The sequence below is a fragment of the Streptomyces sp. NPDC001816 genome (assembly GCF_042892235.1).
In the GTDB taxonomy this organism is placed as follows: Bacteria; Actinomycetota; Actinomycetes; order Streptomycetales; family Streptomycetaceae; genus Streptomyces.
In genome coordinates this window covers 173,696-188,244 of the sequence record NZ_JBIATY010000003.1, presented here as the reverse complement: position 1 = coordinate 188,244, position 14,549 = coordinate 173,696, and the positions used below count along the sequence as shown (strand labels likewise).

Genomic DNA, 14,549 nt, shown 5'->3' with positions numbered 1-14,549 from the left:
TTCTCCGTGGGGGGCTGTTCAGGCGACAGGGGTGTGCAGGCTGGCCGGGGGTTCGGGGAAGCAGCGCGGGTCGTCCCACAGGAGCTGGACGTCCCGGGCCCAGTGCTGGTCCGGGTCGTCGGCGGCCTCCACCTCCTCCCGCAGCGTCTGGATGAGACGGGGCAGTTCGGCGGGCGAGACGCCGTGGAGGTACGGGACGAGTCCGTCGAGGAACGCGGTGCCCGCGCAGGGCGTGCCGTGGTCGGCGCCGGGGCAGCCCTCGCGCGGCCAGAGCAGGACCGGTACCGGGGTGTTCAGACCCGCCTCGAAGTGGTCCGGCGCGGCGACGGGCCCGGTGGCGTACAGCGCCAGCTCGGCCTCCTTGTCCTTGAGCCGCTTGCGCAGGCCGGCCGGGCGTTCCCGGTTGCCGCAGTCGACGCGGTGCACGGTCGGGGACGTGGATCCGGTCCCCGACTTCTGCCACTTCTTGGCCAGTTGGTGGCGCAGGCGGGCGCTGTGGTGCCGGGACCGGTCCGCGACGACCAGGGGGTGGGCGCAACCCAGGGGCGTGGAGTCGTCAGGACCGCACTCCCAGTGGGCCACCGGCTCGTTCAGCCACTCACGCGGCAGTACGAACGTGATCAACTCGTCGGCCCCGGGGGCCAGGTGGGTGAACGCCTCGTCCACGCACTCCTGGACGTAGGCCCGCACCCGGGCCCGGGGCAGCCGGACCGCGCCCACGGGCCGGCGCAGTCCGTCGCGGTACGCGGACACCTCGACCGTGACCTGGTCGGCGCCGGCGCCGCTGCGGTCCAGCTCGACCAGGATGGGGGACCAGGAGACAGCGGCGGAGGCAGGGGGTGCGGACAGCAGCTCCTCCAGCCGGTCCGCGAACCTCGTCAACGCGTCGGGGTCCTCGACCTCCCAGTGCACATACCCGGCCGCCGACCGCAGCGAAGGGAAGCCGTCCGGGGGCAGTGGCGGGCCGAAGGGGCCCACGGCGTCCCTGTACAGCCGGTTCGGGTCGCAGTCCAGAGCGGCGTCCGCCGCCCGTCTCACCAGCCCGTACAGCCGTCTCGCCGCGTCGGGGGAGTCGCCGTGGGCCGGGACCAGCTCGCCGAAGCCCGGCCAGTGGCGGGCCAGCACCTCCGTGGGCAGCATCCGGGCGACCCGTACGCCGTGCTCGCCGGCCACCTGCGCGATCATGCCGACCACCCGGCCGTCCGGGAGGGTGGCCGCGGCCCCGCTGAAGCCGTGCGTCAGCGGCTGCCCGTGCGCCGTGACGGCCTCCAGCTGCACCCACTCGTCCGCGATCCGCGTGGCGGACACGGCCCGGTACTCGGCCAGCTGCCCCTCGTCGTACCCGTCCGGGAACCCGTAGGCGACCAGGATCTGGGTGGCGAGGGCGAGTTCGATGCCCGGCGGAGCGAACCGGGCGGCGCTCAGCGGCACCTCATCGGCCAGTTCGAGTACGGCGAGGTCACCCGGGTCGGTCACGCCGCCCGCCCAGCCGCCGTGCGCCGAAACGGCCGCCGGCAGCACGCCTAAGTCCGGCCGGTTCGGGAACGACACCGTCAGCAGCCCCGGCTCACCGTCCCGCACGACATGTGCGCAGGTCAGCACCGTACGGGGAGCCACCAGAAAACCCGCCCCCGCGACCGCGCCGCCGTACTCGATCCGGGCGTGCCAGGCATCCCTGCTCATGACCCGGGAGCCGGCTCCGGATCCGCGTCGGCGGCGGCATCCGGTCTCGCGTCCTTCGAGGACCAGCTCAGCTTCACCACCAGCTGCCCCTCCGCCGCCCCCTTCGCGATGACCGCCCCGGCCTCCGCGCTCAGCTTCACGCCGAACTCCAGCTCCACGGAGTCGGGCCGCAGCGTGCCGTCGCGGAAGACACGGAGTGCGGACTGGGCCGCCGAGCGGACGCCGTCCAGGGTGCCCTCGAAGGTGCGGGCGGCCTGGGCCGCCGGGCCGCCGTTCTCGCCGCGGGAGACGAGCCGGGTGCCGCTCGCGCCGTCCGTGGCCTCCACCACGACGACGGCGCCGTCCTCCGTGGTGAACTCCATCAGCTTGTTCATGGCGTCTTACCCCCGTGTTCCTGATCGACGGCCAAGTCCATTGTTACGGACGGGGAGTGAGGCTGTCCCCGGTTCGACCCGTGCCGCGCGCCGCCGGTGGCGGGAAACCGCCAGGACGCCTTTCCGCCACCGACGGTCAACAGCCCCGCACCACACGGCACATGACACTCGTCCCAGCACTCGACGCGCTCGACACGCTCGACACGAGAAGAGGCGTGGATGACCAGAGGACCAGTCAGACGCGGGGCGGCGCTGCTCGCGACGGGGCTCGTGATCGCCCTGTCGCCGACGGCCCCGGCGGTCGCGCAGCAGGCCGCCACCGCGGCTCAGCGCACCCCGGACGCCACCACCACCGTCACCCTCGTCACCGGCGACCGGGTGACCGTCACCGACCTCGGGCAGGGGAGGAGGACGGTCGCCGTGCAGCGGCCCCGAGGGGCCACGGGCGCCGTTAGGACGCAGGTGAGCAACGGCGACATCAGCGTCGTACCGGACGAGGCGCTGCCCCATCTGCGGGCCGGCACCCTGGACCGGCGGCTGTTCGACGTGAGCGGGCTGATCCGGCAGGGGCTCACGGACGCCAAGGCCGACGCGACGCCGTTGATCGTGACCTACGGCAAGGGTGCGCGGGCCGCCACCCCGGACGGGGCGCAGATGACCCGGACGCTGCCCAGCCTGCGGGGGGCCGCCGTCGAGGCGGAGCGGGGGCGCGCCTTCTGGCGGTCCTTCACGCACCGCCACAGTGTCGGCAAGGTCTGGCTCGACGGGCGCGTCAAGGCCGACATGGCCGAGAGCAACGCGCAGATCGGCACCCAGGCCGCCTGGGACGCGGGGCTCACCGGCAAGGGCGTCACGGTCGCCGTCCTCGACACCGGCGTCGACCTGAGCCACCCCGACCTGACCGACCGGGTCACCGCCACCAAGAGTTTCATCGACGGGCAGGAGGTCGCCGACCGCAACGGGCACGGCACCCACGTCACCTCCACCGTCGGCGGCAGCGGGGCCGCCTCCGACGGCAAGGAGAAGGGGGTCGCGCCCGGTGCCACCCTCGCCGTCGGCAAGGTGCTCAGCGACCAGGGCTCGGGCAGCGAGTCCCAGATCATCGCGGGCATGGAGTGGGCGGCGCGGGACGTGCACGCCCGGGTGATCTCCATGAGCCTGGGCTCGACCGAGGCCAGCGACGGCACCGACCCCATGGCCCAGGCGGTGAACACCCTCTCCGAGGAGACCGGCGCCCTCTTCGTCGTCGCCGCCGGCAACACCGGCGTCCCGTCCTCCATCGGCTCGCCCGGCGCCGCCGACGCGGCCCTCACCGTCGGCGCGGTGGACTCCGCCGACCACGCCGCCTACTTCACCAGCGCCGGACCCCGGTACGGCGACAACGCCCTGAAGCCGGACCTCTCGGCGCCCGGCGTCGACATCCTCGCCGCCCGCTCCCAACTCGTCTCCGGCAGCGGCTACTACACCTCCCTGAGCGGTACGTCCATGGCGACCCCGCATGTCGCGGGCGCCGCCGCCCTGCTCGCCGAGGAGCATCCCGACTGGACCGGCGCGCAGTTGAAGGACGCCCTCATGTCCAGCAGCAGGCAACTCGACGCCTCCGCATATCAATTGGGTGCGGGGCGGGTGAGCGTGTCCGACGCCGCCAAGGCCGACGTGACCGCCACCGGCAGCGCCGACCTTGGCTTCTACAGCTGGCCCTACGAGGCGAACCGGCCGGTCACCCGAACCCTCACCTACCGCAACTCGTCCGACAGGGACGTCCCGTTGAAGCTGTCCGTGCAGGGCGGGCCGGACGGTGTCGCCGTTCTCGCCGACTCCTTGCTCACCGTGCCCGCGCACGGCACCGCGTCCACCACCGTCACCGGTGACGGATCGAATGCGCCGGTCGGGGAGAGCAGCGGGCAGATCGTGGCCACCGGCTCGGCCGGGACCGTGCTCGCGCACACCGCGTTCGGGCTGGTCAAGGAGGAGGAGCGGTACACGCTCACCATCCATGTGCGGGACCGCGAGGGCGCGCCCACCGCCGCCTACCTCGCCGTGCAGCGGCTCGCCGCAGGCGAGGACGCCCAGCCCGCGTACGTCGGCGACTCCGGCACCCTGAAGCTGCGCCTGAAGCCGGGCACGTACAGCCTGGCCTCCTTCCTCGACGTGCGCGGCAGCCACGGCCCCGACTCGCTCGGCCTCGGCTTCCTCGCCGCCCCCGAGATCACCCTCGACCGGGACCGCGACGTCACCCTGGACGGAAGGAAGCTGCGGGAGGTCAAGGCCGACGTCGACCGGCGCACCGAGACTCGTCAGCTGCTCATGGAGTACGACCGGACCGCGAACGGCGCCGACCTGTTCGGCGCGGTCCAGGTGCCCCTGACCTACGACAGCGTCTTCGCCGCGCCCACCGAGAAGGTCGCCCGGGGCGGCTTCGAGTACCGGACCGTGTGGCGGCTGGCCAAGCCGCTGCTGGAGGTCAGAGGGGTCGGCGAGGCGACCGTGCAGGCGGGCGGCACGCTGATCGAGGGGCGCACCAGGCTGCCGCTGGTCGACGTCGGGGACGGGCCGTTCACCGGGGTGGCGGGCAAGGCGGTGCTCGCCCGCCTCGCCGACGGCGCCGACCCGGCCGCGCTGGCCCGGGCCGCTCAGGACGCGGGCGCCAGGGCGCTGTTCGTCACGGACGACGCGCCCGGCCGGCTGATGGCCTGGTGGGGCACGGACGACAACGGCGACCGGCCGCTGCAGATCGCCACGGTGAACAGAGCCGACGCGGCGCGACTGCGGGCGGCGGGACACGTCGACATGGTCGGCACGCGTAACTCGCCGTACGTGTACGACCTGTCGCAGGGGCACCGGGGCGCGATCCCGGACCGGGACCTCACCTACGCCCCCTCCGGACGCCAACTCGCCGCCGTGCGCGTGAAGTTCCACGCAGCCCAGCCGGTGAGCGGCGGCGAGTTCCGGTACTCGATCACCGGCACCTTCCCGATCGGGCTCGGTTTCCAGGAGCGCGTCGACCTGCCCGCCGAGCGCACCGACTACGTGTCCACCGGGCCCGGCCAGCTGTGGCACGAGTCCGTCACCGCCCGCGACGGGGCACTGGAGGAGCGCAGCGGGCTGGTGCGGTACGACGGCGGGGCGCGGCCGGAGCTGAACTGGTTCCGCCCGGTGTGGCACCCGTGGCTGGGCACCGGCCTGGGCTGGGGGCAGCAACGTGCCGGGAACCAGATCGAGTTGAACACCCCGGGCTGGGGCGACTCCGGGCCCGACCACACCGGCTTCGGCGACGTGTGGAGCGACGGCAGCGGGATGAGCCAGACCACCGCCGTCTACCTGGACGGCACGCTGGTCGACCGCCGCAAGAGCTCCGGTGTCCATGTGTGGGACGCGCCCGCCGACGAGCACACCTACAAGGTGGTCACCGACACCGCCCTGGACGCCGGCCAGTGGCAGCCCGCCACCCAGGGCCACACGGAGTGGACCTTCCGCTCCGCGGCCACCCCGGAGGACCGCTGGACCTACCTGCCGCTGATCAACCTCGCCTTCGACGTCGACACCGACCTCGCGGGCAAGGTGCGCGGCGGACAGCGCGTCCCGGTCGGGATCGGCGCCGAGTACGTGGCGAAGGCGGCCGGCACCGGAACCCTCGGCGGCGGCAGGCTGGAGGTGTCGTACGACGACGGCGCGACCTGGCGGACGGTCCCCCTGACCACCGGCCCGGACGCCACCGGCTCGGGTGCCACCTGGCGCGGCACGCTGACCGTGCCGCGCGGCGCCGCCCATGTCTCCCTACGGGCCTCGGCCCACGACGACAAGGGCGGCTCGGTGACCCAGGAGATCACCCGGGCGGTGGCCGTGAGGTGACTCAGGGCCGGGGGCGGTCCGCGGCGGCGGTGACGCTGACGATGCCGCGGACCACCCCCAGCTCCACCAGGTCCTGGGGCCGGATGCGCAGCTGTCCCGCGGTCGCCTCCACCTCCTCGGGCGGGCGCTTGAGGATCGCCGCGGCGAGTTCCGGGGCGATCACCGAGAAGTAACTGTCCGGCGTGGCCCAGGTGTTGCCGGGTGCGGCCAGCGCGAGCGCCCCGCCGGAGCCGCCCTCGCCGATCACCAGCGTGGTGATCGGCACCCGGGCGGCGGCCACCGCCCCGAACACGTCGGCGATCGCCGCCCCGGCGCCCTGCCGCTCCGCCTCGGCGTCATTGGCCGCGCCCGGTGTGTCCACCAGCGTCAGCACCGGGATGTCGAGCCGGTCCGCGAGCCGGATCAGCCGGGCCGCGGTGCGGTACCCGGCAGGCCGGGTGGCCGCCCCCGTCTGCGCCGCGTACGCCACGGTACGGCCGTCCCGCTCACCGAACCCGCACAGCATGCCGTCGGGGTCCGTACCGCCGCAGCGGTCGCCGCTGAGCGAGACCCGGTGCGTGAAGTAGGCGTCCAAGTAGGCCTGTGCGCGGGGGCGTTCGGGGGAGCGGGCACGGCGGACGGCTTCCCAGCCGGTGGCCGGGAGGTCCGGCGTGCCGAGGGCCCGGGGCGCCGGGGCCTCCGCCGCCGGGTTCGTGAGCAGCCGCAGCCAGCGCCCCAGCGTCTCCCGCAGCTCCTCGGGCCGTACCACCGCGTCCGCCGACCCCACCGCCACCTGCGCCTCGGCCGTGTAGGCGGCCGGGTCCGCGTCCGGGGGCCGGACCCGGGAGCCCGCGAAGCCCACCTGGGCGCCCGGGAGCGCCAGGATCACATCGGCTCCGGCCCCGAGGGTGGCCCAGCCGCCGCCGGTCGTGGGGTCCCGCAACACCGCGACCTGCGGCAGGCCCGCCTCCCGGGTGAGCGCCGACTCGCGGGCCACACGCTGCAGTTGGGTGAGTGCCAGCATGCCCTCCTGCATCCGGCTGCCGCCGGTGGCGACCAACGGCACGACCGGGAGCCGGTGGGCACGGGCGTGGTGGTACGCCGCCTCCAGACGGTCGCCGGTGCGCTCGCTCAGGGAACCGCCGAGGAAGCCGAACTCGAACGCGATCAGCACGGCCCGGGTGCCCCCGACGCTCGCGGTGCCGCAGACGACGGACTCCTCCTCGCCGGTGCGCTCGGCGGCACGGGCGCGCGAGGCGTCGTAACCCTCCCAGCCGAGCGGGCCGTCCGCCTGTGGTTCCCTTATCAGGCCGGGGAGTTCGCCGAAGGTCGCCTCGTCCGCGACCAGGGCCAGGATCTCCCGCGCCGACAGTCGCTCAGGCATCGGCCACCAGCGCCCGCTTCATGATCTTCCCCATGTCGTTGCGGGGGAGCGCGTCCAGGTAGTGGACCACGCGCGGCCGCTTGTGCGGCGCCAGCCGGCGGGCCACGTGGCCGGCCAACTCCTCGGCGGCGGGCGGTGCCTGCGGGTCCGCCGGGACGATCCACGCCACGATCCGCTCGCCCAGGTCCGCGTCCGGCTCCCCGGTGACCGCGGCCTCCCGCACCCCCGGATGCTCCAGCAGCGCGTTCTCGATCTCGCCCGCCCCGATCTTGTAACCGCCGCTCTTGATCAGGTCGGTGGCCTTGCGCCCGACGATCCGGACGTATCCGTCGCTCTCCCGCACCGCCATGTCGCCGGTGCGGAACCAGCCGTCGGCGGTGAAGGCGGCGGCGGTCGCATCGGGCCGGTTGAGGTACTCGGTGAACAGGTTCGGGCCGCGCACCTGGATCTCGCCGACGCTCTCCCCGTCCATCGCGGCCACCTCCGTGCCGTCCTCCTCCACCAGCCGAAGCTCGACCCCGGGGAGCGGCACCCCGACCGTCCCGGCCCGGGCCTCCCCGTCGGCCCGCACGCTGGTGTTCATGAGCGTCTCCGTCATGCCGTAGCGCTCGATCACCCGCCGGCCGGTCGCCGCCGCGATCCGCTCGTGGTCGTGCACGGGCAGCGCGGCCGAGCCGGAGACCAGCAACCGGGCCCCGGCCAGCGCCTTCGCCAGCTCCGGATCGTCCGGCAGGGCCTCGGCGATCCTGTGATACATCGTCGGCACCCCGAACAGCATGGTCGCGCCGCCGTTCAGCTCCCGGGCCACGCCCTCGGCGGTGAACCGCCCCAGGTGCCGCACCGAGCCGCCGCGCCGCAGCGGGCCGAGGACACCCAGCACGAGCCCGTGCACATGGAACAGAGGCAGCCCGTGCACCAGCACATCCTCCCCCGTCCACTGCCAGGCGTCGGCGAGCGCGTCCAGGGTCGCGGCGAGCGCCCGGCGCGGAATGACCGCACCCTTGGGCGGCCCGGTGGTGCCGGAGGTGTAGACGACCAGCGCCGGGTCGGTGTCGGAGGCCTGCTCCTCCGGGACGGCACCGGACTCGGACACGTCCACGTCGAGGTGGGCCAACTCGCCGAGGACGGCGGGAAGTTCCACGCCGGGCGCCGCCAGGACCAGATCCGGCGCGCTGTCGTGGACGATGTGCGCCAGCTCCTTCTCACCCGACTTCGGGTTCAGCGGCACCGCGGCCACCCCGGCGAGCAACGCGCCCGTCACCGCCACGGCGGTCTCCAGCTCCGGGGTCGCCCACACGGCCACCCGGTCGGCGCCGCGGATCCGCGCGGCGAGCGCGCCCGCCGCGCCCGCGAGCCCGCCGTACGTCAACGACCGTTCGCCGAACCGCAGGGCGACCCTCCCCCAGACCAAGTCCGGGGGGACCCCCATCTCGCTGCGCTCGCCGGGACCGTCCGTCAGGGCGGGAAAGAGGGAGGACACGCGGCGCACTCCTTGGCTGTGTGGGAAAGCTGTCGGGGGACGACAGCACCCTTCCTACACCAGGAGCCGCGTCCCCACGACCGTGCTCAAGTCGGGCGCGAGGCGCAATTCGGCCGCACGGAGTTCGGGATGCTCCAGCCAGTGCAACCGGGCGAGGTCCGGCACGCCCTCGTGCAGCGGCGGCCAGCCGGTCGCCGGGGTGAAGTCGTCGACGACGACGGTCCCGCCGGGGGCGAGCAGTTTCTTGACGTCGGCGGGCGCGTCCCCGGGTGTCTTTCCCTGCCCGCCGCCGTCGAGCACGAGCAGGTCGAAGGGCCCGTACTCCTCGATCCGCCGCCAGTCGCCGGTGAGCACGGTGACCTCGGGGCGGTCGGCGAACACCCCGGCGGCGAGCCGGGCCCGCTCGGGGTCCCGCTCCACGCTGTACAGCTGCACTCCCGGGGCGGCGCCCGAGGCCAGCCAGGCGAGGCCGACGCCGAGCCCGGTACCGGTCTCCCCGATACGGACCTCGGCGCCGCCCGCCAGGGCGTGCAGCAGGCGGCCCTGTTCGGGGCGGCAGGAGTAGGGGAAGCCGGAGGCACGGGCGGCGGCCAGGGCGTCCCGCACGAGGGGCGGGAGCCCGTCCAGACCCGTGTACGCGTCGGTGTCGTCAGTCGCCATGGGCTCAATTCTGTCCGTAAGCGCCTACGGCGGTCAGCGTTTCTTCAGGGCCTCGATGAAGGGGGTGAAGGCATCGGCCGGGAAGGTGAGGGTTGCCCTGGCCGGGACCTTTGAGTCGCGGATGGATATGTGGGTGTCCAGGTCCGCGATCTCGACGCAGGTGTTGCCATCGCCTCCGCCGGAGTACGACGACTTCTGCCAGCGGACGGTTTGGGCCATGCGGGTGCCTCACAGTTCCTTGGCCATGCGGTGGACGAAGTCCCTTGATTCCACGGGCTGCAGTGCTGCCCGCTCCACCTTATTGAGCAGGGCCCGGAAGCGCGCCAGCTGAGAATCCGCATCGATGAAGGCGGTGCCGTGCGGAGCGTCGCGCAGCACCGTGTCCAGTTGGGGAAGCGGGCCGCCCACGTACATCATCTCGATCCCTGCCCCGGCGAACCCCTCGCTCGCCAGCGGGATAACGCGCACCGTGGCCTGTCCTTGGTCGATCGCGCCCAAAACTTCCAGGAGTTGCGCACGAGCGGTACGGCGATCCGACACCAGGATGCGCAGCGCCGCTTCGTGAATGATCGTCTCGTAAGGGACGGGAACGTCACGCTCCAGCACGGACCTTCGCCTCATCCGATGCTCGACCCGGGGCTTCAGTTCGCTGTCCGGCAGCTCCGGGACCATGTAGCCGAAGACGGCGCGTGCGTAGTCCGGGGTCTGGAGCAGTCCTGGCACGTGGCTGGTGACCACTTCGCGCAGGAACGTGCCGTGGTGCTCGGTCTCGGCGACATCCAGGAATACCGGTGGCAGCACTCCTCGGTACTCCTCCCACCAGCCCTGCGTGCGGTCGGTGACCATAGCGACCAGGGCGTCGATCAACGTCTCGTCGGCGCAGGCATAGTGGGCGGCGAGACGTCGTACCCGCTCCTCGCTGACACCGGCGAGCCCCGCTTCCACCTGACTCATCTGAGCCGAGGTGGAACTGAGCAACCCAGCCACCTCACGCGCCTTCAGGCCGGCCGCTTCCCGTAGCCTGCGCAGCTCGGTGCCCAGGCGCACCTGCCTTGCCGTGGGTTGGCTTCTCGGCGCCATGTGCCCTCCCGGCCTTCAACCACTCTGCTGACGTGCCTCGTTCGGGGTCAGATTACGCGACCTGCTTGCGTGAGGAAAAATTTTTGCTCTACCTTCAGTGACGAGACGCGTACGCAGCGGAAGTGTGCTGCTCCGTCCTGCCGTGACGGCTGCGGCAATGCCACCGCGCGCTAAACACCCCTCCCTCTGAACGGAGTTGACGCATGCCCGAAACCGAGTCCTGGGACTACACCCTCTACATCCCCAACGACCTCAGAGCCGTCACGATCTGCCGCCGCACCCTGCGCCTGATCCTGACCATGCACGGCCTGATCGGGCTCGTGGACACAGCGGAGCTGCTCGCGACGGAGCTGGTCTCGAACGCCGTACGTCACACGAAGGGGCCGGCTGCCCTCAGGGTTCGCCGAACGGCGCAGGGGGTGGTGTGGATCGGGGCGTGGGACACGGACCCCGAGCCGCCGGATCCGCCACGGCCGTTGGAGCAGGTGGGTGAGCTGGAGGAGGGGCGAGGGCTGGGCCTGGTCCGGGCCTGCGCGGACTACTGGGGCTGGCAGCCGTCGGCCCGGTTCGGGAACCGGGGGAAGTTCGTCTGGTGCGAACTTGCGGCGGCATAAGAGCTGTCCCGCTACAGGCTCACGATCACGCTCACGGGGCGCGTTCGGGAGTCACGCCCTTCGGAATTGGTAAACGGGGTGCGGAAGGATCGTCCCGCCGTCAACCTCTCGGAGCGTTGTAGCGCCCACGCGCACGAACCCGGCCTTCACCAGAACGCACCCCGAGGCCGGATTGTCGGGGTGGTGCTTGGCCTCCAGGCGCTCCACGCCGGGATGGGCGAAGACGAGGGGGATGAACTGCCGCACGGCGTCACTGGCGTAGCCGTTGCCCCAGGTGTCTTCCCGGAGGAGGTAACTCACGGCAGCGGCGCCGTCGTCTCGCAGACGTGCCTTCACCAGGCCGATCAGATCGCCGGCGATCTCGATCCCAAAATTCCAGTGCGTACGCGGGTCGTCCTGGTCGTGGCTCACGAATCTGCGGACGGCAGCGGCCGCTTCGTCGGCGGTCATGTCGTAGCCGTGGGTGAAACGGACCGTGCGACCGGAGACGATCCGCTGAAGTGCGGGGGCGTCGCCAAGCGTGAAGGGTCGCAGGGTCACCATGAGGTGATCTCCTCGGCGGTGGGACGCTTGTCAGGGTCCGGCTGTAGGCACGCGCTGATCAGCTCTTCGAACTCGGGGAAGTTCCACGGTCGTGCCCCGACGAGCGGGACAATGCGGCCAGCGGTAATGGCCCGGAGTTTGTCACTGCGGTCCTCCGCGTTGTCGTAGGAGATGGGCCGCTGCCCGGTCCACGCCCAGAACAGGGATGCACCCAAGCCCCAGATGTCGGCAGGGGCGAGGGCCTGGACGTGGGTGTTGTCGTCGGTGGACAGGATGGCGTCGGCGACCTCGGGGGCGGTGGTGTGTGTGATCGCACCCCGATAGGGGATGCGGCTCTCAGTGGGGCCGCACGACAGGGCATAGTCGATGATCGCCGTGTGGCCGTTGCTCATGACCAAGGTGTTGGTGGGCTGCACGTCGGCGTGAGCCCATCCGGCAGTGTGGAGGCGCCCGAGCTGCTCGGCCCACGTGCGGGCGACCCCGAGGAGCCAGGGCCTCACCGACACCCGGTCACCTTCCGGACCCCGGGCCAGGGCGAAGGCGCGGTACAGCGGGACGCCGTTGATCCAGCACACGGCCAGCCATCGGCCGCCCTCCCACGTCCCCGCATCAACCCGGTAGCCGGGACTCAGGGCACGGGACTCGATGAGGTGCAACAGGTGGCGGTCTTCCTGGTCCATCTCGGCGGCCTTGTCGCGCGATGAGGGGGCCTCGGGGTTGTTGGCTTTCAGCGCCGCAGCCCCCCGCGGGCCGGTGATCTTCCACGCCCGCGATCCGCGCCGGTCGCTGAGCAGGCCGTGAGTGAGGGGTCCGTACCGGGCGGTGAGTGCTGCTACTGCTTCGGCAGGAGGTTGTGCGCCCACTGCTTGATCTCCGTCCAGTCGTGGGGAAGTCCTGAAAGGACGTCGCGGCCGTCATCGGCCGAGTTCGCCACGGTGACGGCCAGTTCGGGAGTATCCCGCAGAAAGCGCGGGTCACGGGGACGTACGGCAACGCGGACGGGGATGAACGTGACCGGAGCTGGCGGGTTGCCTTCACCCTCCGGGAATTTCCCGAACATCAGCCCGAGGGGCCCGTACAGGTTCTTCAGCACCCAGTGCGGCCACGTCACCTCCTTCCGTCCGGCTCCCAGGACGGCCACGTTTTCGCACACCAGCGCGCCATGACGTTGGGAAGCCAAAGAGCGAACCCACTCGGCGGCCTGAGCCGCGGCGTAGAAGATCTCCGCTTCGACGGCTTCCACGTCCCCCGCCGCCCCGTACACAGTCCAGCCGGTCATACCCCGCTGGAGGGACGGCGCCAGATAAGGGCAGAACGCAGTGACCGCCTCCACGTATGTGTCCACGTCCACGCTGCGGGGAGCAGTGGTCCGGGCTTCAACGAGGCGGAGCGCTTCAGCGGTCGGCCGGAGCGCTCCGTCAGTGTGCGTGGTGGTCACCGCGTGGCGGCCTTCCGCGGCTTGGGGGCGAAGTCGTCGTCGTCACCGCCGGTGGGGGTGCAGTCCCATTCCGCGACCACGACGCCGGTTTGCCGGTAGCGGGCCAGGGCCTCCGTGTCGATCTGTCCGTCCTTGCCGGTGAACCAGATCTTGGGCAGCGGGCCGAACATCTCCTCGTATGCGGAGACCCACGAGATCGGGCCGGTCCCCTTGTTCTCGACGTGCCCGATCAGGTGGTCGGCGTGCTCGGAGCAGAACTGCGCGTACTCCGGGTCGTTGAGGAGCCGGTGCCATTCGGCGTCGATGGCGGCCGAGAACATCTCCGGCGCCGTTTGCCCGGCCTCGAACTGCCGGACTGTCACGGCGAAGAACCTGCCCAGTTCGGTCCGCTCCGGGCTCATGGTGGTGCTCATGGCGGTGCTCCTCTCGATCGGTCGAGTGATGCATGGGGTGGCGCCGGGGGCGTCTCATGGGTGCTAGCCGGCCTCGGCTTTCTCACTGGGGGCACCTATGTTGGGGCTCGTCATACACAGCCGGGCTGCTGACACAACACGCTAGGAGTGGCCCCGAGTTGTGCTCCAGTCGATTGCACGCACTTCTACGGATTCAGCTCAGTGAGCTGATGGCGTCCTTGACCAACTGGCGGGCCTTCGGGCCGTGGACGGCGAGTTCTCCAAGTTCTGAGAAGACGCGGCCGTACATGGCGATCTCGCTGGGCTGCGTGATGGTCAGGTAGCCGGATACCAGCTCGACGCTGACTTGCGAGGTGTCGTAGATCCAGAACCCTTCAACCGGCCATGCGCGTTCGCGGTTGGGTTCCATCGGGACGATACCGACGCTCACGTTGGGCAGGCGGCCGACGGACAGGAGGTGTTCAAGTTGGGCGCGCATGACGTCCGGACCGCCGAGGCCATTGCGCAGAACGCTTTCCTCGATCAGCACGGCGAACCGGTGGTTTCCCTCGGTGAGGACGTGCTGCCGGGCCATTCGTTCCTCGACAGCGGCGGCCACGTCGTCCACCAGGCCGCGCCGGTCGCGGATCGCCGAAAGAATGGCCGTGGTGTACGCCGGCGTCTGGAGCAGACCGGGCACGAGCCATGAAGCGTAAGCGCGGAACCGCTTGGTGCGCTCGTAGATGGGCCGTACGGATTCCTGGGCAGCGCGCAGCCCGGTCCGTTCCATACGGCGCCACTCCAGGTACATGGAATCGGCCGCGCGGGATTTGGCGATCAGATCGTCTGCCTCGCCGTCGACCCCGCAGGCCCGGCACCAGGCCCGAATGTCGGCATCGGCTGGGGCCGTGGTGGCGTTGATGATGCGGCTTGTCTTGGAGGGGTGCCAATTGCACAGGTCAGCCAGCTCACGCCCTTGGAGTCCCGCGTCCTGCATCAGCTCCCGAAGCCGGTCGGCGACGTCCTTGCGGGCTGTCTGGGCGCTGGAGGAGGGTGAGCTGGGCATGTGC

The 14,549-nt window shown here is 71.7% G+C and carries 14 protein-coding genes; 2 read left to right on the top strand and 12 right to left on the bottom strand.

Features of this window, described 5'->3' with window-relative positions; all coding sequences use genetic code 11:
- Nucleotides 1-18: 18 nt before the first annotated feature.
- Entirely contained in the window at nt 19-1,683 is a 1,665-nt protein-coding gene (locus tag ACFYZZ_RS11890) for a trypsin-like peptidase domain-containing protein (protein WP_389174172.1), read from the bottom strand.
- Nucleotides 1,680-2,057 carry a CU044_2847 family protein gene (locus tag ACFYZZ_RS11885; protein ID WP_389174170.1) on the bottom strand — a complete coding sequence of 126 codons (378 nt, stop codon included), beginning with the start codon at nt 2,055-2,057 and terminating at the stop codon, nt 1,680-1,682. The genes ACFYZZ_RS11890 and ACFYZZ_RS11885 overlap by 4 nt, the downstream gene beginning before the upstream one ends.
- A gap of 219 nt (nt 2,058-2,276) precedes the next feature.
- On the opposite strand from ACFYZZ_RS11885, the gene ACFYZZ_RS11880 reads away from it, so the two are divergent.
- Nucleotides 2,277-5,909, top strand: a complete 3,633-nt coding sequence (locus ACFYZZ_RS11880) for a S8 family serine peptidase (protein ID WP_389174167.1) — start codon at nt 2,277-2,279, stop codon at nt 5,907-5,909.
- Nucleotide 5,910: 1 nt separating this feature from the next.
- Here the strand turns inward: ACFYZZ_RS11880 and ACFYZZ_RS11875 are convergent, their stop codons facing one another.
- The 5 genes from ACFYZZ_RS11875 to ACFYZZ_RS11855 are packed head-to-tail and all read right to left on the bottom strand — an operon-like array spanning nt 5,911 to nt 10,492.
- Complete coding sequence (locus tag ACFYZZ_RS11875) at nt 5,911-7,272, bottom strand: carboxyl transferase domain-containing protein (protein ID WP_389174164.1); 1,362 nt, start codon at nt 7,270-7,272, stop codon at nt 5,911-5,913.
- The gene (locus ACFYZZ_RS11870) at nt 7,265-8,752 is read right to left on the bottom strand and encodes an acyl-CoA synthetase (protein ID WP_389174162.1); all 1,488 of its coding nucleotides are present in this window, start codon (nt 8,750-8,752) and stop codon (nt 7,265-7,267) included. The genes ACFYZZ_RS11875 and ACFYZZ_RS11870 overlap by 8 nt, the downstream gene beginning before the upstream one ends.
- 54 nt (nt 8,753-8,806) lie before the next feature.
- Nucleotides 8,807-9,412, bottom strand: a complete 606-nt coding sequence (locus ACFYZZ_RS11865) for an O-methyltransferase (protein WP_389174159.1) — start codon at nt 9,410-9,412, stop codon at nt 8,807-8,809.
- A 33-nt stretch (nt 9,413-9,445) separates the two neighbouring features.
- The gene (locus ACFYZZ_RS11860) at nt 9,446-9,631 is read right to left on the bottom strand and encodes a DUF397 domain-containing protein (protein WP_389174156.1); all 186 of its coding nucleotides are present in this window, start codon (nt 9,629-9,631) and stop codon (nt 9,446-9,448) included.
- A 9-nt stretch (nt 9,632-9,640) separates the two neighbouring features.
- Nucleotides 9,641-10,492 carry a helix-turn-helix domain-containing protein gene (locus ACFYZZ_RS11855; RefSeq protein WP_389174154.1) on the bottom strand — a complete coding sequence of 284 codons (852 nt, stop codon included), beginning with the start codon at nt 10,490-10,492 and terminating at the stop codon, nt 9,641-9,643.
- A 203-nt stretch (nt 10,493-10,695) separates the two neighbouring features.
- On the opposite strand from ACFYZZ_RS11855, the gene ACFYZZ_RS11850 reads away from it, so the two are divergent.
- Nucleotides 10,696-11,106 carry an ATP-binding protein gene (locus ACFYZZ_RS11850; RefSeq protein ID WP_389174152.1) on the top strand — a complete coding sequence of 137 codons (411 nt, stop codon included), beginning with the start codon at nt 10,696-10,698 and terminating at the stop codon, nt 11,104-11,106.
- A 51-nt stretch (nt 11,107-11,157) separates the two neighbouring features.
- Here ACFYZZ_RS11850 and ACFYZZ_RS11845 read toward each other — a convergent pair whose 3' ends face one another.
- From ACFYZZ_RS11845 to ACFYZZ_RS11825, 5 genes are all read right to left on the bottom strand, one after another.
- On the bottom strand, nt 11,158-11,649 hold the full coding sequence (locus ACFYZZ_RS11845) for a GNAT family N-acetyltransferase (protein WP_389174150.1): 492 nt from the start codon (nt 11,647-11,649) through the stop codon (nt 11,158-11,160).
- Nucleotides 11,643-12,512, bottom strand: coding sequence for a protein kinase (locus ACFYZZ_RS11840; protein ID WP_389174148.1), 870 nt, complete (start codon nt 12,510-12,512; stop codon nt 11,643-11,645). The genes ACFYZZ_RS11845 and ACFYZZ_RS11840 overlap by 7 nt, the downstream gene beginning before the upstream one ends.
- Nucleotides 12,482-12,892 carry a hypothetical protein gene (locus ACFYZZ_RS11835; protein ID WP_389174146.1) on the bottom strand — a complete coding sequence of 137 codons (411 nt, stop codon included), beginning with the start codon at nt 12,890-12,892 and terminating at the stop codon, nt 12,482-12,484. Before ACFYZZ_RS11835 ends, ACFYZZ_RS11840 begins: the two co-directional genes overlap by 31 nt.
- Before the next feature lie 191 nt (nt 12,893-13,083).
- Nucleotides 13,084-13,500 (bottom strand): hypothetical protein, encoded by a 417-nt coding sequence (locus ACFYZZ_RS11830; RefSeq protein ID WP_389174145.1) that lies wholly within the window; start codon nt 13,498-13,500, stop codon nt 13,084-13,086.
- A 193-nt stretch (nt 13,501-13,693) separates the two neighbouring features.
- The gene (locus ACFYZZ_RS11825) at nt 13,694-14,545 is read right to left on the bottom strand and encodes a helix-turn-helix domain-containing protein (protein ID WP_389174143.1); all 852 of its coding nucleotides are present in this window, start codon (nt 14,543-14,545) and stop codon (nt 13,694-13,696) included.
- Between the last annotated feature and the right edge of the window lie 4 nt (nt 14,546-14,549).